The 20,682-nt window shown below is 69.4% G+C and carries 27 protein-coding genes; 14 read left to right on the top strand and 13 right to left on the bottom strand.

Annotated features, from left to right (window positions below):
• Together ACWDX9_RS43540 and ACWDX9_RS43535 are read right to left on the bottom strand one after the other, a co-directional pair.
• A partial coding sequence (locus tag ACWDX9_RS43540; RefSeq protein WP_449965475.1) for a DNA glycosylase AlkZ-like family protein occupies positions 1 to 337 on the bottom strand: 337 nt, incomplete at its 3' end.
• Complete coding sequence (locus ACWDX9_RS43535) at positions 334 to 1,317, bottom strand: zinc-binding dehydrogenase (RefSeq protein WP_449965473.1); 984 nt, start codon at positions 1,315 to 1,317, stop codon at positions 334 to 336. The genes ACWDX9_RS43535 and ACWDX9_RS43540, both read right to left, overlap by 4 nt.
• A gap of 91 nt (positions 1,318 to 1,408) precedes the next feature.
• Here ACWDX9_RS43535 and ACWDX9_RS43530 point away from each other — a divergent pair, with 91 nt between their 5' ends.
• The gene (locus ACWDX9_RS43530) at positions 1,409 to 2,380 is read left to right on the top strand and encodes a helix-turn-helix transcriptional regulator (protein ID WP_449965471.1); all 972 of its coding nucleotides are present in this window, start codon (positions 1,409 to 1,411) and stop codon (positions 2,378 to 2,380) included.
• 119 nt (positions 2,381 to 2,499) lie between these two features.
• Here ACWDX9_RS43530 and ACWDX9_RS43525 read toward each other — a convergent pair whose 3' ends face one another.
• Complete coding sequence (locus tag ACWDX9_RS43525) at positions 2,500 to 3,579, bottom strand: LacI family DNA-binding transcriptional regulator (RefSeq protein ID WP_449965469.1); 1,080 nt, start codon at positions 3,577 to 3,579, stop codon at positions 2,500 to 2,502.
• Between the two features lie 41 nt (positions 3,580 to 3,620).
• Between ACWDX9_RS43525 and ACWDX9_RS43520 the strand changes: the two genes are divergently transcribed.
• The 3 genes from ACWDX9_RS43520 (at position 3,621) to ACWDX9_RS43510 (ending at position 5,716) form a co-directional block, all read left to right on the top strand.
• Positions 3,621 to 3,995 carry a hypothetical protein gene (locus ACWDX9_RS43520; RefSeq protein ID WP_449965466.1) on the top strand — a complete coding sequence of 125 codons (375 nt, stop codon included), beginning with the start codon at positions 3,621 to 3,623 and terminating at the stop codon, positions 3,993 to 3,995.
• A 108-nt stretch (positions 3,996 to 4,103) separates the two neighbouring features.
• On the top strand, positions 4,104 to 5,204 hold the full coding sequence (locus ACWDX9_RS43515) for a hypothetical protein (protein ID WP_449965463.1): 1,101 nt from the start codon (positions 4,104 to 4,106) through the stop codon (positions 5,202 to 5,204).
• Between the two features lie 224 nt (positions 5,205 to 5,428).
• Entirely contained in the window at positions 5,429 to 5,716 is a 288-nt protein-coding gene (locus ACWDX9_RS43510; RefSeq protein ID WP_449965461.1) for an FG-GAP-like repeat-containing protein, read from the top strand.
• Positions 5,717 to 5,860: 144 nt separating this feature from the next.
• On the opposite strand, the gene ACWDX9_RS43505 is transcribed toward ACWDX9_RS43510, so the two are convergent.
• Both ACWDX9_RS43505 and ACWDX9_RS43500 read right to left on the bottom strand, forming a co-directional pair.
• Entirely contained in the window at positions 5,861 to 6,742 is an 882-nt protein-coding gene (locus ACWDX9_RS43505; protein WP_449965458.1) for a hypothetical protein, read from the bottom strand.
• Between the two features lie 92 nt (positions 6,743 to 6,834).
• Positions 6,835 to 7,110 (bottom strand): hypothetical protein, encoded by a 276-nt coding sequence (locus ACWDX9_RS43500; RefSeq protein WP_449965457.1) that lies wholly within the window; start codon positions 7,108 to 7,110, stop codon positions 6,835 to 6,837.
• A 265-nt stretch (positions 7,111 to 7,375) separates the two neighbouring features.
• On the opposite strand from ACWDX9_RS43500, the gene ACWDX9_RS43495 reads away from it, so the two are divergent.
• From ACWDX9_RS43495 to ACWDX9_RS43470, 6 genes are all read left to right on the top strand, one after another.
• Positions 7,376 to 8,194: a hypothetical protein gene (locus ACWDX9_RS43495; protein ID WP_449965455.1), complete on the top strand. Its 819-nt coding sequence runs from the start codon at positions 7,376 to 7,378 to the stop codon at positions 8,192 to 8,194.
• 280 nt (positions 8,195 to 8,474) lie between these two features.
• Positions 8,475 to 9,002, top strand: a complete 528-nt coding sequence (locus ACWDX9_RS43490; protein WP_449965452.1) for a hypothetical protein — start codon at positions 8,475 to 8,477, stop codon at positions 9,000 to 9,002.
• A 234-nt stretch (positions 9,003 to 9,236) separates the two neighbouring features.
• Entirely contained in the window at positions 9,237 to 9,884 is a 648-nt protein-coding gene (locus ACWDX9_RS43485; protein ID WP_449965449.1) for a hypothetical protein, read from the top strand.
• Positions 9,885 to 10,013: 129 nt separating this feature from the next.
• Positions 10,014 to 10,697, top strand: coding sequence for a hypothetical protein (locus ACWDX9_RS43480; protein ID WP_449965447.1), 684 nt, complete (start codon positions 10,014 to 10,016; stop codon positions 10,695 to 10,697).
• 141 nt (positions 10,698 to 10,838) lie between these two features.
• Positions 10,839 to 10,991, top strand: a complete 153-nt coding sequence (locus ACWDX9_RS43475) for a hypothetical protein (protein WP_449965444.1) — start codon at positions 10,839 to 10,841, stop codon at positions 10,989 to 10,991.
• Between the two features lie 121 nt (positions 10,992 to 11,112).
• Entirely contained in the window at positions 11,113 to 11,952 is an 840-nt protein-coding gene (locus tag ACWDX9_RS43470; RefSeq protein ID WP_449965443.1) for a WD40 repeat domain-containing protein, read from the top strand.
• Here ACWDX9_RS43470 and ACWDX9_RS43465 read toward each other — a convergent pair.
• Positions 11,949 to 12,452 carry an inclusion body family protein gene (locus ACWDX9_RS43465; RefSeq protein ID WP_449965440.1) on the bottom strand — a complete coding sequence of 168 codons (504 nt, stop codon included), beginning with the start codon at positions 12,450 to 12,452 and terminating at the stop codon, positions 11,949 to 11,951. The two genes, ACWDX9_RS43470 and ACWDX9_RS43465, sit on opposite strands and share 4 nt — an antisense overlap.
• 433 nt (positions 12,453 to 12,885) lie before the next feature.
• Here ACWDX9_RS43465 and ACWDX9_RS43460 point away from each other — a divergent pair, with 433 nt between their 5' ends.
• Positions 12,886 to 13,014 carry a hypothetical protein gene (locus ACWDX9_RS43460; RefSeq protein ID WP_449965438.1) on the top strand — a complete coding sequence of 43 codons (129 nt, stop codon included), beginning with the start codon at positions 12,886 to 12,888 and terminating at the stop codon, positions 13,012 to 13,014.
• Positions 13,015 to 13,168: 154 nt separating this feature from the next.
• Here the strand turns inward: ACWDX9_RS43460 and ACWDX9_RS43455 are convergent, their stop codons facing one another.
• Entirely contained in the window at positions 13,169 to 14,041 is an 873-nt protein-coding gene (locus ACWDX9_RS43455) for an aldo/keto reductase family oxidoreductase (protein ID WP_449965435.1), read from the bottom strand.
• Between the two features lie 140 nt (positions 14,042 to 14,181).
• On the opposite strand from ACWDX9_RS43455, the gene ACWDX9_RS43450 reads away from it, so the two are divergent.
• The gene (locus ACWDX9_RS43450) at positions 14,182 to 14,619 is read left to right on the top strand and encodes a winged helix-turn-helix transcriptional regulator (protein WP_449965481.1); all 438 of its coding nucleotides are present in this window, start codon (positions 14,182 to 14,184) and stop codon (positions 14,617 to 14,619) included.
• A 258-nt stretch (positions 14,620 to 14,877) separates the two neighbouring features.
• On the opposite strand, the gene ACWDX9_RS43445 is transcribed toward ACWDX9_RS43450, so the two are convergent.
• The 3 genes from ACWDX9_RS43445 to ACWDX9_RS43435 all read right to left on the bottom strand — a co-directional run bounded on the left by ACWDX9_RS43445 (position 14,878) and on the right by ACWDX9_RS43435 (position 17,390).
• A complete protein-coding gene (locus tag ACWDX9_RS43445) occupies positions 14,878 to 15,213 on the bottom strand; it encodes a hypothetical protein (protein ID WP_449965434.1) in 336 nt (111 codons plus the stop codon).
• A gap of 212 nt (positions 15,214 to 15,425) precedes the next feature.
• Positions 15,426 to 16,670 carry an NAD(P)/FAD-dependent oxidoreductase gene (locus tag ACWDX9_RS43440; RefSeq protein ID WP_449965433.1) on the bottom strand — a complete coding sequence of 415 codons (1,245 nt, stop codon included), beginning with the start codon at positions 16,668 to 16,670 and terminating at the stop codon, positions 15,426 to 15,428.
• A gap of 120 nt (positions 16,671 to 16,790) precedes the next feature.
• Entirely contained in the window at positions 16,791 to 17,390 is a 600-nt protein-coding gene (locus tag ACWDX9_RS43435) for a PucR family transcriptional regulator (RefSeq protein WP_449965478.1), read from the bottom strand.
• Between ACWDX9_RS43435 and ACWDX9_RS43430 the strand changes: the two genes are divergently transcribed.
• Positions 17,320 to 18,252: a hypothetical protein gene (locus ACWDX9_RS43430; protein ID WP_449965430.1), complete on the top strand. Its 933-nt coding sequence runs from the start codon at positions 17,320 to 17,322 to the stop codon at positions 18,250 to 18,252. The two genes, ACWDX9_RS43435 and ACWDX9_RS43430, sit on opposite strands and share 71 nt — an antisense overlap.
• Before the next feature lie 138 nt (positions 18,253 to 18,390).
• Here ACWDX9_RS43430 and ACWDX9_RS43425 read toward each other — a convergent pair whose 3' ends face one another.
• The 3 genes from ACWDX9_RS43425 to ACWDX9_RS43415 all read right to left on the bottom strand — a co-directional run bounded on the left by ACWDX9_RS43425 (position 18,391) and on the right by ACWDX9_RS43415 (position 20,169).
• Positions 18,391 to 18,732, bottom strand: a complete 342-nt coding sequence (locus ACWDX9_RS43425) for a TraR/DksA family transcriptional regulator (protein ID WP_364254527.1) — start codon at positions 18,730 to 18,732, stop codon at positions 18,391 to 18,393.
• A gap of 31 nt (positions 18,733 to 18,763) precedes the next feature.
• A complete protein-coding gene (locus ACWDX9_RS43420; RefSeq protein ID WP_449965426.1) occupies positions 18,764 to 19,516 on the bottom strand; it encodes a rod shape-determining protein in 753 nt (250 codons plus the stop codon).
• Between the two features lie 272 nt (positions 19,517 to 19,788).
• Positions 19,789 to 20,169, bottom strand: a complete 381-nt coding sequence (locus ACWDX9_RS43415; RefSeq protein ID WP_449965423.1) for a hypothetical protein — start codon at positions 20,167 to 20,169, stop codon at positions 19,789 to 19,791.
• A gap of 261 nt (positions 20,170 to 20,430) precedes the next feature.
• Between ACWDX9_RS43415 and ACWDX9_RS43410 the strand changes: the two genes are divergently transcribed.
• The coding region (locus ACWDX9_RS43410; RefSeq protein ID WP_449965420.1) for a hypothetical protein at positions 20,431 to 20,682 on the top strand (252 nt) is incomplete at its 3' end.

The following is a 20,682-nucleotide window of genomic DNA, read 5'->3' as shown; positions in this document are numbered from 1 at the left end:
CGCTGTTGCGGGCGAAGTAGGGCGAGCGGGCGGTGCGGTCGAGGACGGGCTGCAGCAGCGGCCGCAGCCGGCGGAAGTCGTCGGCCGCGGCGAGGTGCTGGGTGCTGCGGAGCAGGCCGGAGCGGACCACCTTCCGGTCCTGCAGCAGCGTGGTGAGCTCGGAGTGGGTGAAGCCGTGGATCCTGCTCCACAACCCGACGTACGGCCAGTTGGGCTCTTGCGCCTGCAGCGCGACCAGACGCCCGATCACTTCCAGCGGAGTGTGATCGGTGCGGGCCAGCAGGAACTGGCGGTCCAGCAGGGCCCGGTTCAGGGCCCTGTTCGAGAGAGTCGTCATGACAGCCGCACCGAGACATTGCCGCGGTAGGAGCCCTGGAGCAGCGACAAGAACGCCTGCGGCACGTCCTCGAGTTCGCCCTTGATGACCGTCTGCGGGTAGACGAAGCGGCCCTCGCCCAGCCAGGTGCTGAAGTGTTCCCGCCAGGCGGCGATCTGGTCGGGGGTGTGGTAGCAGGAGAACGGCAGCAGCTCGATGCCTCTGGCCTGGGCCGCGGCGTGGTCGGGCGTGGGGAAGCGCTCGGCCGCGTCGCCGAGCTGGCTGGACAGCGAGCCGCACAGCGCGAACCGGGCGCCGGGCCTGGCCGCCTGCAGCGCGGCCTGGTACTGCTCGCCGCCCACGACGTCGAAGAACACCGAAATGCCCTCGGGCGCGAGTTCTCGGAGCCGGTCGACCGGCGAGCCGTCGTGATAGTCGAACGCGGCGTCGTAGCCGAGCTCGTTCACCAGGTAGTCGACCTTGGCCGGGCTGCCGGCGCTGCCGATCACCCGCGCCGCGCCCAGGCACTTGGCGATCTGCCCGGCCAGTGAGCCGACCCCGCCCGCCGCGCCGGAGACGAACACCACGTCGCCCTCGCCGACGCCCGCCACGTCGGCCATCCCGTAGTAGGCCGTCGGCCCCTGACCGAGGTAGTAGCCGGGGTCGGCGATGGGGTCGAGCTTGGTGTACTGGGCGGCCGGGCCCGCCGAGTACTCGCTCCAGCCGGTCATCGACTGGACCAGGTCGCCAACCGCGAGCTCGGGGCTGTCGGACCGGACGACGGTGCCGATGGCGGCCACACCCACCCGCCGGCCCGGCTGCCAGGCCGGTACCGGGATGGTGCAGTCCGCGCGCATCAGCTCCAGGTAGGTCGCGGCGAGCCCGACCTGGTCGGTCCGCACCACGACCTCGCCGTCCACCTCGGTGGTGGCGACCGTGAAGTGGTCGAGCGTGGCGGTGCCGGCGATCTGTGCGGTCAGCTGGATCTCACGGGTGATCATTTCTTGTTCCTTAGGTCGGTACGGCCTTCGAAATCGACTCTAAACAGGCTTCCGGTCACTTTTTGACCGGAAGTCGCGCGAGGATGGCGACATGGCGAACACCAGCTCACGGACCCTCCGACTGCTCTCGCTGCTGCAGACCCACCGCCACTGGCCGGGCACGGAACTGGCCGAGCGGCTCGGGGTATCCGAACGGACCCTGCGCCGCGACGTCGACCGGCTGCGCGAGCTCGGCTATCCGGTCAGCGCGGCCCGGGGAACCGACGGCGGCTACCAGCTCGCGCCCGGCGCCGTCCTGCCGCCGCTGCTGCTGGACGATGAGGAGGCGGTGGCTCTGGCGGTGGGTATCGGCGACGCGGCGCAGAGCGGGATCGCCGGGATGCAGGAGGCGTCGCTGCGTGCGCTCACCAAGGTGATCCGGGTCCTACCGCCCCGGCTGCGGGCCAGGGTGGACGCCCTGCGGGAGATGACCCTCTCCGTCGCCGCGGCCGGGCCGGTCGTCGCGGCGCAGGTGCTCACCGCAGTCGCCCAGGCCTGCCGCGACCAGGAGCGGCTGCGCTTCGGCTACACCGCCAGAGGCTCCGCCCCCACCCGGCGCGAGGTCGAGCCGCACCGCCTGGTCGCCCTCGGCGGACGCTGGTACCTCGTCGCCTACGACCTGACCCGGCACGACTGGCGCAGCTTCCGCCTCGACCGGCTGACCGAGCCGAGCGGGACCGGCACGCGATTCCGGCCGCGTCCGCTCCCGGCCGAGGACGCCGCGGCCTTCGTCCAGGCAGCAAGCGGGGCCCCGGCGCCGTACACGGTCCAGGCGCTCGTCCACGCCCCCGAGACCCGGGTACGGCAGGCGATCGGCCAGTGGGGCACGATCGAACCGCTCAGCCACGGCACCTGCCGGATCACCATGACCTCGACCTCTCTCGATTGGCCGACGCAGGCGCTGGGCAATGTGGGGGCCGAGTTCGAGGTGCTGGGGCCGCCGGAGTTCGCCGCGCACGTCCAGGAGTGGGGCGCCCGTTTCATCCGGGCCACCGGCGCACCCGACAGGCCGTCCGTGCCGTAGCCGGGAGGCATCCTCGTCAGAGTGGCCTGCTCGCCTAAATTTCCCATTACGCCCGATGTCCCTGGTGAAGGCACTGTGCAGCGCTGTCGCGCGGCGGCGGCTCGCGCCGAGAACGCTCTCTACGCCGGGGACGGCCGTTCGGCGGACCGGCGGATGACGACGTGGGCGCCCAGCATCTGATGCTGCTCCGCCCTGCCCGCGGGCCGGTCCAGGGCGCTGCGCACGGCCGCGCGGCCCAGCTCCTCGTAGGGCACATGGACGGTGGTCAGGCCGGGACGCAGATCGGCGGCCAGGGGGATGTCGTCGTAGCCGACGATGGAGACGTCTTCGGGGACGCTGAGACCCGCGTCGAAGACGGCGGCCATCGCGCCGCCGGCGATCACGTCGGTCTCGGCGAAGACCGCGGTGAAGTCGCGTTCCCCCCGCAGCCGGGCGCTGACGCGCTCGTGGCCCGACGCGCGGGTGAAATCCGTGCCGAGCTCCAACAGGCTCTCGTCCACGGGGCAGCCGAGGTCGCCCATCGCCCGGCGGAAACCGGAGAGCCGTCCCGCGGTGGTGGTGAACGTGGGATCCCCGCCCACGTAAAGGATCCTGCGGTGGCCACGGCCGACGAGGAAGCTGGTCAGCGCGTAGGCGCCACCCTCGTTGTCGTACTCGACGACGGTTACCGGGATCCCGTCCCCCAGCGGCGGGCGGCCGCACAGGACCAGCCGCGACCCGGAGGCGTCGAGCGAGCGGGCGATGTCGGCCATCCGGGCCCGGTAGGCGGCGTTGTCCGTGGCGCCGCCGATCAGGAACACCGCGGCGGCCCGCTGCTCGCGCATGAGCTGGATCGCGGCCAGCTCGCGGACGGGATCTCCGTCGGTGGTGGCCACCAGGCAGATGTGCCCACGGCGCGCGGCCTCCTGCTCGACGCCGTGCACAGCCTCGGCGAAGGCCGCACCGCGCACGTCGTTGACGATGAAGCCGACCGTGCGGGCCGATCCGCCGCCCAGCACGCGGGCGTGGGTGTTGGCGACGTAGTTCAGCTCCTCGATCGCCCGTTCCACCCGCAAGCGGGTGGCCTGGGCCACCGGGTAGTTGCCGGCCACCACGCGCGAGACCGTGGACAGCGAGACGCCGGCGAGCTCGGCCACGTCCTTGATCGTGCTCTGGCGGTGCTCGGGGTCGTCGAGCGCGTCGTTCCTTCGTCTGGCCACCTCACCAGTGTAGAGAACGTTGTCCGTACGTGGTCACCACGATGACGGCCGCACGCGTCCACCCTCCGGTCGACTCGCGGGCCACGACGGAGAAGCGGCTGATGAACTCGCGCGCGACCTGCTTGTTCTTCCCGTTCTCCGCGATCCGCGTGGCCAGGAACCCGACGGCCGTGCCGGCCAACCGGCGCGCGGCGGCCGCTGATCTTCCGGCGGAACTCGGGGGCGACGGGTGGCTGATGTTCGCCGACCACTTCGGGCCGGACTTCCATGGATACGTCCCGTTCGCCAACGCCGATGTCGCGACGGACGCTTGGCGGTGCGTACCGGCCGCGGAGACCGATATCCCGCCCAACACCAAGCACGGCGCGGTCCTGCCGCTGCGGGTCAGCGAATACGAACGGCAGTTTCCTTCATAGAAAACGTTCGCTACGAAACCATAGGCTTGTCGAACCGGCGAACCCAAACACTTACCCTTTTCTCGAACAGATCCCATCTCTTCGCCGGGCGCCGGTTTAATCCCGATCATGAGATCCATCCGACAGGGGGCCGTACTGGCCGCGGTCACGGTCATGACGGCTGTGGTCACCCCGGTGGCCGCGACAGCCGCGCAGAGCTCGTGCGAGGCGCCGCCGCGGAGCAGCCCCACCTACGACGACTTCGTGCTCACATACACGTCCGAATGTGCCACGAAGAAGAACTACGACCGGACGTTCCAGGACGTCACGGCGTCCGTCCTGGTCGACAAGCGCAACAAGCTGTCCGTCACGACGTCGACGGCACTGGCCGGCGCGATCGCGTCGGTCAAGGTGAACAACAAGGAGTTCATCTCCAGCGGCGGCCACGGCGCCGCCTTCCAGTACGCCTTCCACGCCTGGCAGGAGGGTAAGGCGGCGACCGAGTGCTACAACCCCACGCAGGCCGGCACGCGCATGGACGACGTGGGCCAGCCGCCTCCCTACCACGGTCCCAGCACGAGCGCGCTCTACACCATGGCCCGGTCCGGCAGCTCCATCCGGACGGCGGGGAGGCCCGCGATGTTCGTGACCCTCGCGGACACGAAACCGGGCTGGGGCAACTGCCGCAGCGCCGACCACCAGGACAAGCGCTCCCCGTTCACCATGGGCCTGTCGCCGTACTGGCTGCAGACCGAGATCGAGCTCGCCCCCGATCACGACGTGCCCGCGCTGGAGAACGTCTTCCGCGCCACCGCCACGATCACCTCGGACGACGAACCGTATGACCACTTCAGTGGCGTCTTCGTCGCCTACCTGCAGCCGGATTTCACGAAGGTCTTCGCCTACAGCCTCGCCACCGGCCGCCTGTCGCCCAAGCCCGTGGAGTCCCACACGAGCAAGGACCCCATGGTCCGTTGTACGGACGACGACCGCTACTGCCTCGGCATGTACATCAAGCCCGAAGTTCTCAGCGGCAAGGCCTACTACTACACGATGACCCGCCCGCCCATGGACTACAACGGCCACTTCGGCGAGAACACCATCCAGGTCACCAGCCCCAGTGGAGCCATGGACAAGGGCGACAAGGTCAACTACGAGACCTACGTGGTCGTCGGCGACAAGAGCCGCGTCGAGCAGACCATGACCCAGCTCCACCGCGCCTTCAAGTAGTCGGCCCTTGGGGCCCGCCAAGATGGCCGACGCCTGGTACGGCGCCATATCGACGGCGGACGACAAGGGCTGGATTCAGGCCCCGCTGCCCGAGAACGAAGCCAACGGCTGCAACCCGGCGGGCTCCCCCTTCGACGACGACCCGGGGGACTCGCCTGTCGGGTCCGGACGGCAGCTTCCGCGCGTCGGTGAACACCGTCGGCGCACCTGGGCAACCTGACTGGGTGAACGTAGGCGTGTACCGCCCGGACGACGATGTCCATGGGGATGAGGTGCGCTTCGCCGACCTCAACGGGGACGGACGCGACGACATCCTGCGGGTCAGCGCGGACGGTGCGGTGCACGCCTTCCTCAACCGCGGCGGCGGGGGCAACGGTAGCTTCGAGGCCCGCTACGACTGGGTTCACGCGTCCGACTACCCCCGCAAGTACATCCAGTTCGCCGACATCAGCGCCTGGGACCGGGTGGGCCGGGTTCGATCGTCGATCTGTGGTTCATGTGCGAGGAGCTGAGCCTCGCCCAGCAGATCGGCTACAAGCCGAGCCCACGGTCCTGCGCTTCCGTAGCGAGCCGGCGCCCCCTCCAGCAGCAGGAACGGGCGGGCCGACTACCGATGCCCCGGGCTGCTGCACCCGTCAAGTCGAAGACCGGGCCGCCTAGGAAAGCCCCAGGTTCCGGCGCGCCCGGGCGTAGCGGCGTCCTGGCGTGAGAGATGCCGCCGACCACGGCAGGATCTCCGGCATGCGCCTGCCCGCACCCGCCAGCAGGCGCTGCGCGCGGGTGAGGTGCCCGCCGAAGTAGAACGCGGCGCCGAACAGGTGCATGGCGTCCAAGGCACGCGGATGTGGCCGGTCACCGTCACGCCACTTGTCGGCCGCCTCGATCAGCGGGTCCGCCACGTCGGAGTCGCCGAAGTAGGCCTCCAGAACGTCTTGAGCGGATTGCTCGGTCTCGTGGATCTCGTTCCACACGATCTCGAAGTGCGCCAGCGGCAACATGGCCGCCACCGGGTCGCCCGCACGCGCCGACGCCGTCACGCATCGGACGAAGGCGAGCAGCTCTTCGTCGGAGCCGTACCATTTCGCGCACAGTGCCTGGACGCGGCTGTAATGCCCGAGGTACAGGTGCGGATCACGAGCGGTCAGCTCCGTCCAAATACGGTCGAGCTCCTCTCTGCCGCTCTGCATGCCGATCCCATGCCACTGCAGCCGGTCCCAGGGCACAGGATCGTCCGGCAGCGCCTCTGCCGCCTGCTCCAACGGCCCGGCCGCGCTCGACAGCACCTCCCAGAAACGGACGAAGCGCTCCTCCCCCACGTACGGGGCCCGGAAGGCACCGCGGATCGCCCACGCCTGCTCGATCCGCGCGGCGCCGAGCCAGAGCAGACCGTCGGCGTTGTCTCCAGCCAACCGGCCCAACGTCTCGGTGTGCGAGGCGCCGGCGATCGCCAGCTGTTCGACACGGAGTGCCCGCAGTTCGTTGTCGCCGCGGGACTGGTTGATCAGTTCCAGGCCGGGCTCCAGTCGCCCGGCTTTCACCTGCTGGGAAGGTCCTGGGACGACCGCATCCGCGACGTCTTGTCGAGTAGATCAACGACCGTCCGGATCACCCTTGTCAACGACATCCGTGATCAATAGCGCAAGCGGCCGTAGAGCCGCAACAGGGCACTGGATCTTGGCGGCTCGACGGTCTCGAAGACGGCGGAGGGGCGGTCGGTCCGGCTGCCGTCAGTATCCGGACGGGGTGCGGGGCGTGTACGGGTTTTCCAGGAGGTGGGCCTCGTCAGCGGTGAGGTCGACGTCGAGGGCGGCGACCGCGTCGCGAGGTGCTCGGGGCGGGTGGCGCCGATGATCGGGGCGGTCACGACGGGGTTGCGCAGCAGCCAGGCCATCGCGATCCGTGCCATCGGGATGCCGCGGTTCCCGGCGACGTGCTGGACGGCGTCGGCGACGGGCCGGTTCTGGGCCTGGTCGAGCGGCGCAGCCGCCTGGTAGCCCGATCATGCTCTTCCGGTGCCGGCGCATCGGCACCTCGCCCCTGGTCCTGCGGCCTCCTCAATAGGTCCTGTTGCGGGCGGCCCTTACCGCGGCACTATTTGCGGGCGCTCGCGCGGGGCGTACGTTTTGCTGACCCGACCGTTTTTGGAACGGTCCGGCACGAGGACGAGGTCGATGGAGCCCTATCAGTTCTTCACCCCCCTTCCCGCCGCCACCGCCGACCGCGACACCGTAAAGGTGTGGTTCTTCCAACGAAAGGTGCAGGTCAGCGCCCTCTGCTCCGGCCACACCCCGAAGTCGGGCTTCAGCCTGGACACGATGACCGCGCTGAGGAGCAAACTCACGACCTACGAGAGCAGGGTCGGCCTGAACGAGATGACCCCAGGCGCCGCGGTCACCCAGTTCCAGCAGTGGCTGGACGGCTACGGCGACAACGGAGCGTGGCAGATCTACCTCGACGACCAGACCCGCAAGGACAGCGCCGAGCGGGAGCGCCAGCGGGTCGAGGCCGAAGCGAGGAAGGTCAGGGACGCCGAGAACGCGGCCCGCTCCACGGCCACGGGCATCTGCGATCGGTACCGCGCGGGGCTGCTGAGCAGCAGAGCGAGCGAGACACCGGTGGGACGGGTCGTCTGCGGCTTGGCCGTGATCGGCTCGCCCGGAGCGACCTACGAGGGTTTCAGCGGCCAGGACATGCACCAGCACGCGACCACCTCTCTCATCACCGCACTGGTCAGCGGCATCACGCAGTCGGAGAAGTGGCCGCCGGAGTCGTGCGCCGAGGTGGACGCGCTCAAGCGCTGGCTGAACGGCCCCGGCGCCGGCATCAGCTCGGTCGAGAAGATCCCCGGGGACACCTTCGTCTTCCACGCCCGGGTGTGGCACCCCGGAGGCAAGTGGGGCGGTAAGGAGACCTCGCCGGGCTGGAAGGACCGCGGCGCCTGCGTCTACTGCCAGCACTGGATCAGGCGCATCGGCGCCAGGAGCGTGTGAGCCCCGGCGGGCGTCTCGCGGGGCGCCCGCCGCAGACTCCATCAACTGGTACGACCCCGCCGGCTCAGGACATCCCCAACCGTTTCCTGGCCGCGACCGCAGACGCCAACGGGAAGCACGACACCACCGAGTCGCGGCCGCCCACTTCCTCAGTCGTCGCCCGCCTCGAACAGCGCCATGCCAACCAGGCCTGCAGCGGTGTTTCCGCAAGGACGTCCACGAGCGCCACCGCCTCGTCCGGTCGCGTTCCGCCGCTGTCCCCAGGGCTTAGCCTGCATGGATGCAGCGCATCCTGGTAGTTGGCATCAGCGGGGCGGGTAAATCCACCATGGCACGGGCCCTGAGCAGCCAACTCGCCGTGTCCTATCACGAGATGGACGCCCTGTACTTCGCCGGTCCCGGTTGGGCCGTGAACGACCGGTTTTCCGCTCAGGTCGCAGAGATCACCAACTCACCGGCCTGGGTCTTCGACTCGTTCGGCTACCCGGAAGTCCGTGACTTGCTTTGGGAACGCGCCGACACCGTCGTATGGCTGGACTACCCCCGGCGGGTCATCATGCCTCGGATCCTGCGGCGGTCACTGCGCAGGACGTTTCTCCGCGAACCAATCTTCAACGGGAACCGCGAGACTGTGGCGGAATGGTTCCGGCGAGATCACCCCGCATGGTGGGCATGGTCCCAGCACGCGGCGCGACGAGCGGACATACAGCAGCGCATCGATGACCCACGCTTTGCTCCCTTGCATGTGATCCGCTTCACCACGGCGCACTCGTCTGCGACCTGGCTTGATTCCATCGGGCATCGATGACATCGGTGTGGCTTCGATGGCACGGGGCAGGTGGCCTTACCTCGCGATAGAAGCGAATCTCCGGCGCGGCTCGAACCAATGAGCGTTCAGTGGCATCCAACAAGGTCACGGTATCTGAAGGGATTCATGTGACCATCGGGTTGAACGGCGCCTCCGGAGCAGCGACCATGTCGACAGGTGACCGGGGCCGCTCATGACGCAGGGTGCCTTCGCAGCCGTGAGCGCGTCCCAGGCATGCTGATCCGCAAACGCACCCCACGCCCGGTGCAGCGAATCGACGTGACCCGCCTTCCCGAAGATGTCGTGGCGCTCATCGACGCCCTCGAGCCTGGCGAGAACTTGGTTGTCACGCGTGACGGCGCGTCGATAGCGACAATCTCCAGCACCATCGACGTGGTCCAAGGCGCCATCGTCGATCGCGACGCGCCAGAAGAGGCCGACGATCAAGCACCGATCGACTACGAGAGCGTGACCGTCGTGGCCACCGCGATGGAGCTGTCGACCGCGGCTCGGGTTGCGCTGTCGACCCAGCTCGGGGCGGACTACGTAGTTCTCGACATGCATGCGGCTCCCGCGACAACCGATGTGCTGCTGGTACCTCCAGGCAGCCCGCAGCTGATTGCGGCGCTCCGATCGATGTTCCCGAAGGCTCGCGTCATCGTCACCGAAATCGAGGATCACGAACTCGGAGTTCAGTACCACGGCCCGGTCCGACGCCTGCTGGACGCCGGCGCCGATGCGTATCTACCTCCGGCGACTCTCCCGCTCCTGGCCAGGCAGCTTGACTACACGCTGAATCAGGGGCGCGAGATCGCCGGCGGGGCTGCTACACCATTGCAGATCGCACCGACCGCGGCGCCGGCAGATCCAGACGACGAATAACCCGGGCACACATGGCCGGAGCAGGATGCCGAGTTTCATGCCATCGAAGGTTGGATGGGTCCGAGAGCTTGTTGAGATCGCCGGCGTACGGTCTCATGAACCGCAACGAGGGGCATAGCGGAGGCAGGCATGGAGGGACGCATCGAGAAGGCCAAGCTGTCCTATGAGCACGCTGTCTTCATCGGCGATGTCGGTGAGCCGGCAGCGGTGGAGCGGGAGCTGGACAAGGTCGAAGCCGATCTCGCTCTGGCCCGGGGACGGATCTTGCACGCGCGGTTCCTCGATGACCGGCGCGAGGACCCACGTGAGCTGGCGCTGTTCGAGCGTGCGACACACCTGTACCGGACGCTGGGCGATGCGGCGGGCGAGGCGGGTTCGGTGTTCTGGGAGGGCTGTTTCCACCAGGTCGTACGGAGCGACCCCGACCGCGCCATTCCTCTCCTTGAGCAGTCGTATGACCTGGCCACTGCTGCAGGCGACAAATACACCCAGTGGGAAGTGCTCCGGCACCTGGGGATCGCGGACCATGCCGCGGGCCGGCTGGACGCCGCCCGGGAGCATCTGGAGGCATCGGTACGGCTGTGCCGGGAGCTCGGCCTGCCGGCCGCCGTCGCCGCCAACCAGGTAGGACTGATCTACATCGCCGCCGCGCAAGGGCGACGGGACGACGCGGTGGCGCTGGCCGCAGAGGCGTACGCCACCGCCGAGGCGTGCGGGGCCCGCCGCATCATGCGGCAGGTCGCGGAGGCGCGTATCCAGACCGTGGCGCCGGACACCGATCATGGCGAGACCCACGACCAGAGCGCACCTTGAGCCGCTGAAGCTTCGATGTCGCAAGCTCGAGGTTCACCGTCACAGCTGACCAGCCCCTTTGGAGACCTCGCGGAATAGAGCGGGGAAGGGCGCTGTTCACGCCATCAAGTTAAGATTTCAACTGTTGACGAGGGGATTATTGTGGAGATCGCCTTCATGTTGGTCATGAGCATCATCGTGGGCACCTTCCTCGCCGGTGCGATGACCATCCTTGCGCTGAGCGGCATCAAGGACCGGCAGTGGCCGGTGCTCCGGCGTCGGCGCATCGTCTACCGCGGCTTCATACCTCGCTGAGCGCGCTGACGCGGCTGATCAGGATCCGCCTGCAGCTCGCCCGTACCGGACGTAGCGGCGAGCCCGCCGTCGGCGATGAACCGGTACGGCAGGGTGCCTTCGCGGACGGACGGGAGCGCGCATGGAGCCGACCGGGGAGGAGCCCGGAGCCCAGCAGGCACGCGCGGCCCGGGAACGGATCGCCGTCGTGGTGCGGCGCATGGGCGGCGGCCTGCTGAAGCTGTCGCCGCATGGGATCGTGGTGACGCTGTGCGCGTGCGCCCTCATCTCGCTGACCTCCGGCAACCTGCTCGCCGCCGGGGCCGACGTGCTCGGCGGGGTGGGCGGCAACGTGCTCGCCGATGTGCTGATCAAGGCGGCGGACGCGCTGCGGCGGCGCACCTCCGGCCGTCCTCCCACGCAGGAGGAGCTCGAGGCAGAGGTCGTCGCCCGGCTCCTCGCACGCGCTTCACCACCGGGCCTGAGGAATGGGCGACGGGACTGGCCTTCAGCCGGGACGGCACGACGCTCGCCGCCGCAGGAGAGGAACGGCCGCCTCCTTGTCAGCGCGAGCGCCGACCGGACGATCCGGCTGTGGGACGTGACCACCGGACGACAACTCGGGCAGCCACTGGTCGGACACACCGACACGGTCTGGATGGTGGCCCTCTCCCCCGATGCCCGGCTGCTCGCCAGCGCCGGCCGCGACCGGACGATCCGGCTCTGGGACGTCGCCACCGGGCGGCAGCTCGGCCGCCCGCTGACCGGCCATCGCGAGGACGTCTCCGCAGTGGCCTTCACCCCCGACGGTCGCACGCTGGTGAGCACCGGCTACGACAAGACGATCCGGCTGTGGAACGTTTCTTTGCCCGCCGTGGGCCAGGAGAATGTCTGCGCCTTGACCCAGCGGGCGCTCACCCGGCAGGAATGGGGCCTGTACGTGCCGGGCAGAGCGTACGAGCCGGTGTGCGCCGGCCCCTAGGGCTGAATATTGATGAAGGGGTCCCAGCAGTAGTAACCCTGCTTCTCACCCTTGTGGTTGAGAATCATGAAGCTGAAGTTGTAGGTGACCGTCCCCGTGTCCAGGACCTCGCACTCCCAGTAATAGCTGTTGATTCTCTGTATGGTGGGATTCAGCGGGTCCTGGCTGTTCGGCTGCGGCTCGCTGAGCATCACCGACCTTGGTACGGGGGTGCTGATCAGATCCTGTCCGGCCAGGGTGTTGAACCTGTAGAGGATGCCGGTGTACTCGGAGTTCAGGGATAGTGTCGTCTCGCGCCACCTGATGATGTCCATAGGGGCGGCGTTGATTGTCAGCTCCCTGCCCGGAGCGCCGCCGAGTTGGTTCTGCCGGGTGGTCATGTAGATCAGGTTGCTGCTGTCGGGGATCGATGTCGGCCCGTTCGGATCGGCGTTCTTGCCGAACCTGCCGAGAATGGTTTCCGCGTCGATGGCGATGAGGACGTTGATGAATTCTGACATGCAGAAATTCCCCCTGTCGTATCTGACGAAAACAGACCGTGCCCGGACCTCAATCACGACTTGAAGACTGCCGGGCGAATGCCTCCACCATGATCTTTGACATTGCGTGCTGTCAAGGATGCATAATGTCACCCAAATAAAGTCGTGTTATCCCGTAACGCTTCGCGCCGAGGTGATGAGCAGCCGGAATACGTCCCCGGAGGACCGGAAGGGCGCGCCGTTCCCCCGCCAAATGTGGCAGACAGGACAGGTGTGCATTACTGAAATGCGCGCTTCCGGCTTGATCACATATCGCGCAGTACGGTAAAACGGCTCTTCACAATCCAGGGTGTGGTCGTGGCCTGAGGCCGCTGGTTTCCTCCGATCGGATTCCCGGTAGGCGGCGATCATCCGCTGGTAGACCCCGAGCTCGTCAAGGCGGCAGAACGTATTGATGTCAGCGCGGGCGAAGCCCGCTCCAGGGGTGGCGTCGTGCAACGTCGAGGTCTTCCGGATGGGCTTGGGCCAGGAATCCCCTTCCTCGGGAGACCTCGACGCCTACCCGGCCACCGACGCGGAGTGAGCTGCCACCGCCGCTCCCTGAGGGTTGATGATCTGAAGTCATCCAGGTGAGGGCGAATCGTCCTGCTTCGGCCCCGGTCGCGCGAAGGTGACCGGGGCCGGAACTTGAATCGTGGCTTCGGTCGTGGCTTGTGGGCCGTTCAGCTCTGGGGCGTTCAGCGGCTGATGTCGTCCAACTCGGTCAAGTCCTCATGAGAGAGGGAGAGTCCCGCGCCGGCGATGTTCTCGCGCAGGTGTGCCGTCGATGACGTGCCGGGGATGAGCAGGATGTTCGGTGATCGCTGCAGCAGCCAGGCCAGTGCGACGGACATCGGTGTCGCCTCCAATCGAGCGGCGACCGCCGAGAGCGCCGAGGACTGAAGCGGGGTAAAGCCCCCGAGGGGGAAGAAGGGCACGTACGCGACGCCGTCGGTGGCGAGCCGGTCGATGAGCTTGTCGTCGTGGCGGTGGGCGAGGTTGTACATGTTCTGCACGCACACGATCGGCGCGATGCTCTGTGCCTCGGTGACCTGCTCCGCGGTGGCGTTGCTGACCCCGAGGTGGCGGATCAGGCCCTGCTGCCGGAGTTCGACGAGCGTCTCGAACGCCTCGGCGAGCGAGCCGGGCTGGGGACCTTCGGCGTTGCCGAGCCGGAGGTTGACCAGGTCGAGTACGTCGAGCCGGAGGGACTTGAGGTTGTCGTGGACCTGGCGGCGCAGATCTTCGGGTCGCCGGGCCGGAGGCCAGCCACCCTGTTCGTCGCGGGTCGCGCCCACCTTGGTCACGATGTGCAGCGACTCGGGATAGGGGTGCAGTGCCTCGCGGATCAACTCGTTGGTGACGCGCGGCCCGTAGGCGTCGCTGGTGTCGATGTGAGTGATACCGAGGTCGACCGCTTCGCGCAGAACAGCCAGGGCACCGTCGCGATCGGCGGGCGGCCCCATGACCCAGGGGCCGGCCAGTTGCATGGCGCCGTAGCCGAACCGGGTGACGGTCAGGTCGCTCAGAGTCCAAGTGCCGCCGGGAAGAGAGAGGGAGGGTGTGCTCATCTTGTTGCCTTTCGTCGCGCACTTGGGGGTGGCGCCTTCTGCCTCCCTGCATCAGCATTGGAGAGAAACTTCCTGTCAGGAAGTAGGCACTTTGGAGTGCGTAACCCACCCATCGGTGAGAGGTGCGATCAGTGACGACGATGAAGGCGGCCCAGAAGAGGGCTCAGGCCAAGGTGGAGTACAACGCGTTCCTGGCAGAGTGCCCCAGCCGGCAGCTGCTCGACCGAATCTCGGACAAGTGGGTCGTCCTGATCCTGTGCGCGCTGGGCGGCGACAACAGCCCTCGCCGGCCCGGTGCGGCACACGCAGACACTCCGAAGGCGATGCGTTACTCCGAGATCTCTCGGCTTCTGGCCGGGGTCAGCCAGAAGATGCTGACCCAGACGCTACGGTCGCTGGAACACGATGGTCTGCTCACCCGTACCGTGACGCCAACCGTCCCCGTCACCGTCTCCTACGAGCTGACCGACCTCGGTCTCTCGCTCCACCACATGACGCGCGGGCTCAGAAACTGGGCGCAGACGCACATGGCCGAGGTCCTCGCAAACCGCGAGAACTACGACGCTCGCACCCCCTGACGACTCACGTCCAACCGTCCAACCGTCCAACAGCTTTACATTCTCGGCGCTACACCCTCAACTGCGAAGAGCCGGGCAAAACCCCAGATACAGCCCTAAAGCCATGCAATCCATCAGTCTCCAGCAGCACCTTTCAGCGGCGCGACCTCTAGCGGCGACGGGGACGACGATGGACTTCCTGGCCGTGCACGACGAAAGCCCTCGCTGCGGCGGCGACCGCGCGGACGGACCTCGCCCGCGCGGCGGCATCGGCGTGGGTCAGACCGAGTACCTGCAGATCAGCGCCTGGCTGGCGCCCTGGGCAGAGCCGAGGTAGGTGTAGGTGGGGTTGAAGTACGCGCACGCGGCGGAGGCGCTTCCGCTGCCGGTGTAGGTCATGCCGGAGCCGCCGGTGCCCCAGCGGTAGCAGCTCAGGCCGCCGTTGTAGAAGCCGATGGTGGAGGAGGAATTGACCCTGGCGGAGCAGTAGTCGCCGAGCGAGATCGGGCTGTAGGTCACCTCCACGTCTGCCGCCTGCGCCGGCGCGGCGGAGATGGACAGCGCGCCGAGCGCGGCGAGCATGACGGTGAGGAGGGCAGGGACACGACGAACCACGAGGACCTCCGGGCAGTAAGTCGCCGAGTCAGTGGGACAGGGCGTCACGTGCAGCAGGAGCGCGATGGAGCATCGCGCGCCGCGATACGCTGCGTTGATCGCAGTATTAAATAGGAAAGCTTCCTATGCAATAGCTGTCTCACGCGGCTCCTGGGGAACGTCTCCGCCAGGCGCGACGGCGCTCGGGTCCGCGGGACGAATGGTGCCGTGGGTCAGCGGAGGGGGTCGAAGTCGGCCAGGGCGGCGGGCTGCTTGCCGGTGGTGATCTGTTCGGCCAGCAGCCGTCCCGTGATCGGGCCGTGGGCCATGCCCCACATGCCGTGCCCGCCCGCCACGTAGACGGTGGGAGCCACCGTCGCGCCGATGAGCGGCCGTCCGTCCGAAGTGACGGGGCGGGGCCCCACCCAGACGTCGGTCCGCTCCTCCCAGCGCACACCCCGCAGCAGCGGACGGGCGGAGGCGATGATGGCCTCCAGCCGGGCGGGCACCTGCGGGGCGTCCGGGTCCCGGAACTCCATGGTGCCCGCCACCCGCAGCCGACCCTGGTACGGCGTGCACGCCACACGTACGTCGGGCAGGTAGACGGGACCGGGGACGGGATGGTCGACCGGCACGGTGAAGGAGTAACCGCGGCCCGCCCGCACCGGGACGCGCACGCCCCACTCCCGGGCCAGCCGGGGCAGCCACGCGCCGGTGGCGAGCACCACCGCGTCGGCGGACAGGACAGTCCCCTTGGCCGAGCGGACGATCACCTTCCTGTCATCGGTACGCACCTCGTCGACCTCCACGGCGTACACGGTCGCGCCGCGTCGCATGACGGCCTTGCCCAGAGCGTGCACGAAGGCGCCCGGGTCGACGTAGCGCTGGCCGTCGATCCGCACCCCTGCCCTCAGCGCGTCGCCGGCGAGCGGGACGTGCTCGTTGAGCCGGTCACCGTCCAGCACGGTGTGGTCGACCGGCTGCCCGACCTCCTGGAGCCTGCGCAGCTCGCGCAGCAGCCCCTGGGCCTGGCGTGGCGTACGGAACGCGGCCGTGATCGGCGCCGCGACGACCGGGGCGGACACGCCGTCGGCGGCGAGCACCTCGTAGGCCTCGATGCATTCGTCATTGAGCGGTACGTTGGCACGCGCGGCGCGGGTCCAGGACCGCCAGTGGCTGTTGGCGGCGAACCCGGCCAGGAACCTCCACAGGCCCGGGTCGAGGCTCGCGGGCACGTGCAGCGGCGCGGACGGGTTCAGCAGCGAGCGCAGGCCGTAGCGCAGGACGGCGGGCTCGTTCAGCGGGATGGCGAGGCCGGGGGCGATCCATCCGGCGTTGCCCCAGGAGGCGCCGGCCGCCACTCCCCCGCGGTCCACCACGTCGACCTGGACGCCGCGTTCCTGCAGGAACCAGGCGGTCGACAGGCCCACGATGCCCGCGCCCACCACGATCACCGATCTCGGCCAGTTGCCGTCCATGCCCAACCTCCAACGGAACGAATGACGGGGTGTCCCAGTCAGCATGGCCCTGGCGGCGACCTGCGGCGTTGTGGGCGGGCGACAATCGCGGCGCCGCCGTTGTCGATCCGGCACAACGTGTCAGTGGCGGGGCTCGTCCTCGACGGCGGCCAACATGATGATCATGGCGAGACGCTTGCGACCGTCGTTCAGATCCAGGGGAACGAGCTCGTCCATCTTGCGCAGCCGGTTGCGCACGGTGTTGGGATGCACTCCGAGCTGCTCGGCGGCCAGGGCCAGGTCGCCCTGGCTCATCAGCCAGGCCCGCAGCGTGGCCACGAAGCGCGTACCGTGACGGGTGTCGTGCCGCAGCAGCGTGCTCACCGGCCCGCGGGCCGGAGTCCGGCCGGTACGCGCCGCCGCGCGCAGCCGCCGGAGCAGAATGTCGTCCCAGGACTCGTCGTAGGCGGGCGGGACGGCGCCGGGTCTGGCGCTCTCGTGCAGCGCCAGGCACTCGTCGGCTTCCTGGCGGGCGGCGGGCAGCTCCGCGACCTCGGCGGGTGCGCTGATCCCGGCCGCGACGTGCATCTGGGCGGGCAGTTCGCGGTGGAGGGCGGTGATCCACTGCCGGGCCGCGTCGGCCTGCTCGGCCGGCATGATGGTGTAGAGCGTGTCGCCGAGCAGCGCGCTGCGGCCGGGCCTGGACCAGCCGAATCCGGTGGTCGCCTGCTCGAAGGCCAGCAGCAGCGCGGCGTGGCGATCGGCGGTGTGCGCGGACGGCGATGACCCGCATCGGCTGCGGCGCCAGGCCCAGCCGGCTGATCACCGTCTCGGCGTCGGAGCTGCCCTCCAGCAGCCGGATGACCAGGTCCGACTCCACCTGCCGCTCCAGGTCGGCGCTGGCCCGGGAACGCAGCAGGTGCAGTGCGACCGTGCGCGCGCCGTCCGCCAGCGCGCGGAGATGAGCGCCGGTCAGCGGGCGCTCGCAGGTCACCCACACCCAGCCGAGCAGTTCGCGGCCGGCCCGCGCCGCCACGGCCATCCGCCCGGTCAGGCCGTGCCCGGCATCGGCCGGCACGAACACCGGCTCGTCCGTCGCAGCCAGCCGGGCGAACACCCCCTGCTCCTGGAACAGCTCGCGCAGCCGGTCGGGGACGCGCCGGGCGAGGATGGTCTCCAGCCGGGCCGGGTCGCCCGCCTGCTGGGAGCGGGAGTAGGCCAGCACCCGCGAGTGCCGGTCCTCGATGGTCACCGCCCCGCCGATGACGTCGGCCAGGCTGTCGGCCAGGGCGAACAGGTCGGTCGGGCCGCGTCCGGAGGCTGTCTCACGGCTCTCCAGCACCAGCCCGTACACCACGCCGGCGAGCTGGCTCCACGAGACGGCGGGATCGGCCAGCAGGACGGCCACCCCGTGCCGGTCGCCGAGCGCGGCGGCGTCCCGCTCGACGTCCGCGCCGCTTTCGGCCGGGCGGACCAGGACCGCTGTGGCTCGGAAGGCGGCGGCCCACTGCACCGCCTCGGCGATCGAGGTGGTGCCGACGGCCAGGAGCAGGTCGCCGGCGGCGTGGCGGTCGGTGGCATCGGGCATCGCCACGCTGCGTAGCCAGGCCGAGCGTGCCTCGGGGTTGCCGCACAGCCGCACGCCGTACCCGCCGAGCACGTTCACCAGGCGGTCCAATGTGATCATGTTCAACTCCGGGTCGGCGGAAGGGAGCGGGCTGTCCCGCTCCCTTCGGCGGTGTCAGGCGGCCTCGTGCCGCCGCTGGCAGTCGATGCAGTTGCGGGCCAGCGGCCGGACCTTGAGCCGTTCGAACGGGATGGCCGCCTGGCAGCGCGCGCAGCGGCCGTAGGTGCCGGCCACCAGCCTGTCGTAGGCCTGGGACAGGTCGGCGACGGCGCGCTCGGCGGCGGTGATCGAGATGACCAGCTCCTGCCACGTGCCGTCGGCGCCGCTCCCGTCCTGCTCCTGCACCCGCAGCCCGTCCAGGTGCCGCCTGCGCTGCTCCAACTGCTGCTGCAGGTCCTGGCGCAGCGACTGGAGCTGCACGCTGCTGAGGTGTGAGGTCTCGTGGTTGTCGGTCATGGTGGAAGGTCCTTTCTGTGAACGGAATACGTCAGCGGGCGCGCAGGCCGAGGCCTTCGGCCAGAGCCGGCTGCAGGCACAGGCGCATCAGGCCGCGGATGGTGGCGTGCTGCGGCTGGGGCGCCACGCTGATCCGCAGCCGCAGCGCGGTGCGCAGGCGGCTCAGCAGCAGCTCCTGATGAGCGCCGCCGCCGGTGACCACCAGGCCCCGGGAGCGCGACGCGGTCGGCAGGCGGCGTAGCAGACCCGCCGTCATCTCGACGACGCTTTCCAGCGCGTACGGCGGCAGCCCCTCGGCGGTGGTGGCGCCGAGTTGGAGGGAGACCGCGTCGACGACGGCCCCGGCACCGATGGCCGCGGCCTCGACGATGCCCGCCCCGACGTCCAGCACCAGGCAGGACCGGGGATCGAGGACGTCCAGGCCGACGCCGACGGCGGCGGCCAGCGGCTCCTCCACCAGCGTCACCTCGCACCCGGCGATCTCGGATACCGCGGCGTGGACCGCCCGGCGATCGCTCGGCGACGCCGCGATCGGCACCCCGGCCAGGACTCGCGCCGGCGGCCGGCCGTCGTAGAGCCGGGTGTCCTGCAACACCAGGCGCACCAGCCGAACGCAGGCCCCGGGGTCGGCCACCATGCCGTGCCGGATGGGCCGCACCACATCCGCCACACCGGAGGCTCGCCTCATGATCGCCGACGGCCGGTCGGCGATGGCGTGCCCGCTCAGCGATCGAGTACGCGCGGTGCCCAGGTCGAGCGCCACCAGGCGCCGCGTCGGGCTCATCCCGCGCTCCCACGTGCCACCGGGCCGGGCTCGCGCAAGCGCTCCGGCCACAGAGATCCAACAAACGGCATGACGATGATCAGCTCCTAGCTGACGTCGAGAGAAAAGGCGGCATGGGACAGGTGGCCCTGTCACTTCTCCTGCCATAGGGACGGTCATCAGACGTCTCCAGGCGCAACGGCACGCAGAGACCCGGCGCCGACGGACAGCGCGGGCGCGCGGTCAGACTCCGCGGCGCGCGTGGCCGCAGAGCCGAACGGGGAAGACGTCGGCTAGCTGAGCGGCGGGCTGCGCGATCCCGCGGTGCGGTGCGCCAGCTGTTGAGGATCGCGGAACGTGTCCGCGATCGAGCCCGGTGCCGGCAGCAGCGCCAGATGGGCGAGCTCGCCGTGGCGTTGGCCGCGCATCGGTGGCCACAGCGACAGTACGTGGTGCTCGCGGACGCCGCTCGCCTGCGGCGGCAGGCTGGACAGGTCGGCGTCCCCTCCGCCCAGGCTCCACGCCGGGCCAGAGGCCGGCCCCTGCACGACGGGGTCGCCGCTCGACCTGCCCGAAGCGCTGGTCAGCATCAGCGACACCAGGGACAGCAGGACCAGGGCCATCACGCCGACGAGCGAGATGGACCCTTGTGGTGTTCTCCACGGTCCCGTCATACGGCCGACCATAGCCCACACCACCGGAAAAGGCATGCCAGGTCATCACCGGCGGCGTGTGCGCCCGCGCCAGGGCACGATGGCCGCCGACGAAGCCCTGCGCCGGGTGGCCGCAGGCGGCCGATGGTTGCGGAGGTCGGGCCGTGCGGGCCACGTTCCGGATCCGCGATGCCCGGCTGATCGAAGTGCGTTCGCAACCCCGCCGCTCAGATGCCCGCGAGCAGGCCTCGCGAGAGCCCGCGGCCCGTACCTTTTGGCAAGATGTCCGGCCATGTCCTCCGCCGGGCCGCCGCCGCGGCCGACCTCGGGCTCGCGGTGCCGGCCGCCCGGGCCTTGTGGCAGGTCGACGGCTCCACAGACGCGGCCCTCGCGGTCGCGGGCCGGTGTCTCGACGGCGACAGCGAGTACGCCTGGCGCGACGCGGCCGGCCTCCTGGCCGAACTGGGTGAAGCGACCGGCGACCCGGCCCGGGCGCTGCCGGTGCTGGAACGGGTGTGGACGACGAACGTCCAC

The sequence above is a fragment of the Nonomuraea sp. NPDC003201 genome (assembly GCF_053590415.1).
This window is presented reverse-complemented; position numbering and strand designations above follow the sequence as displayed.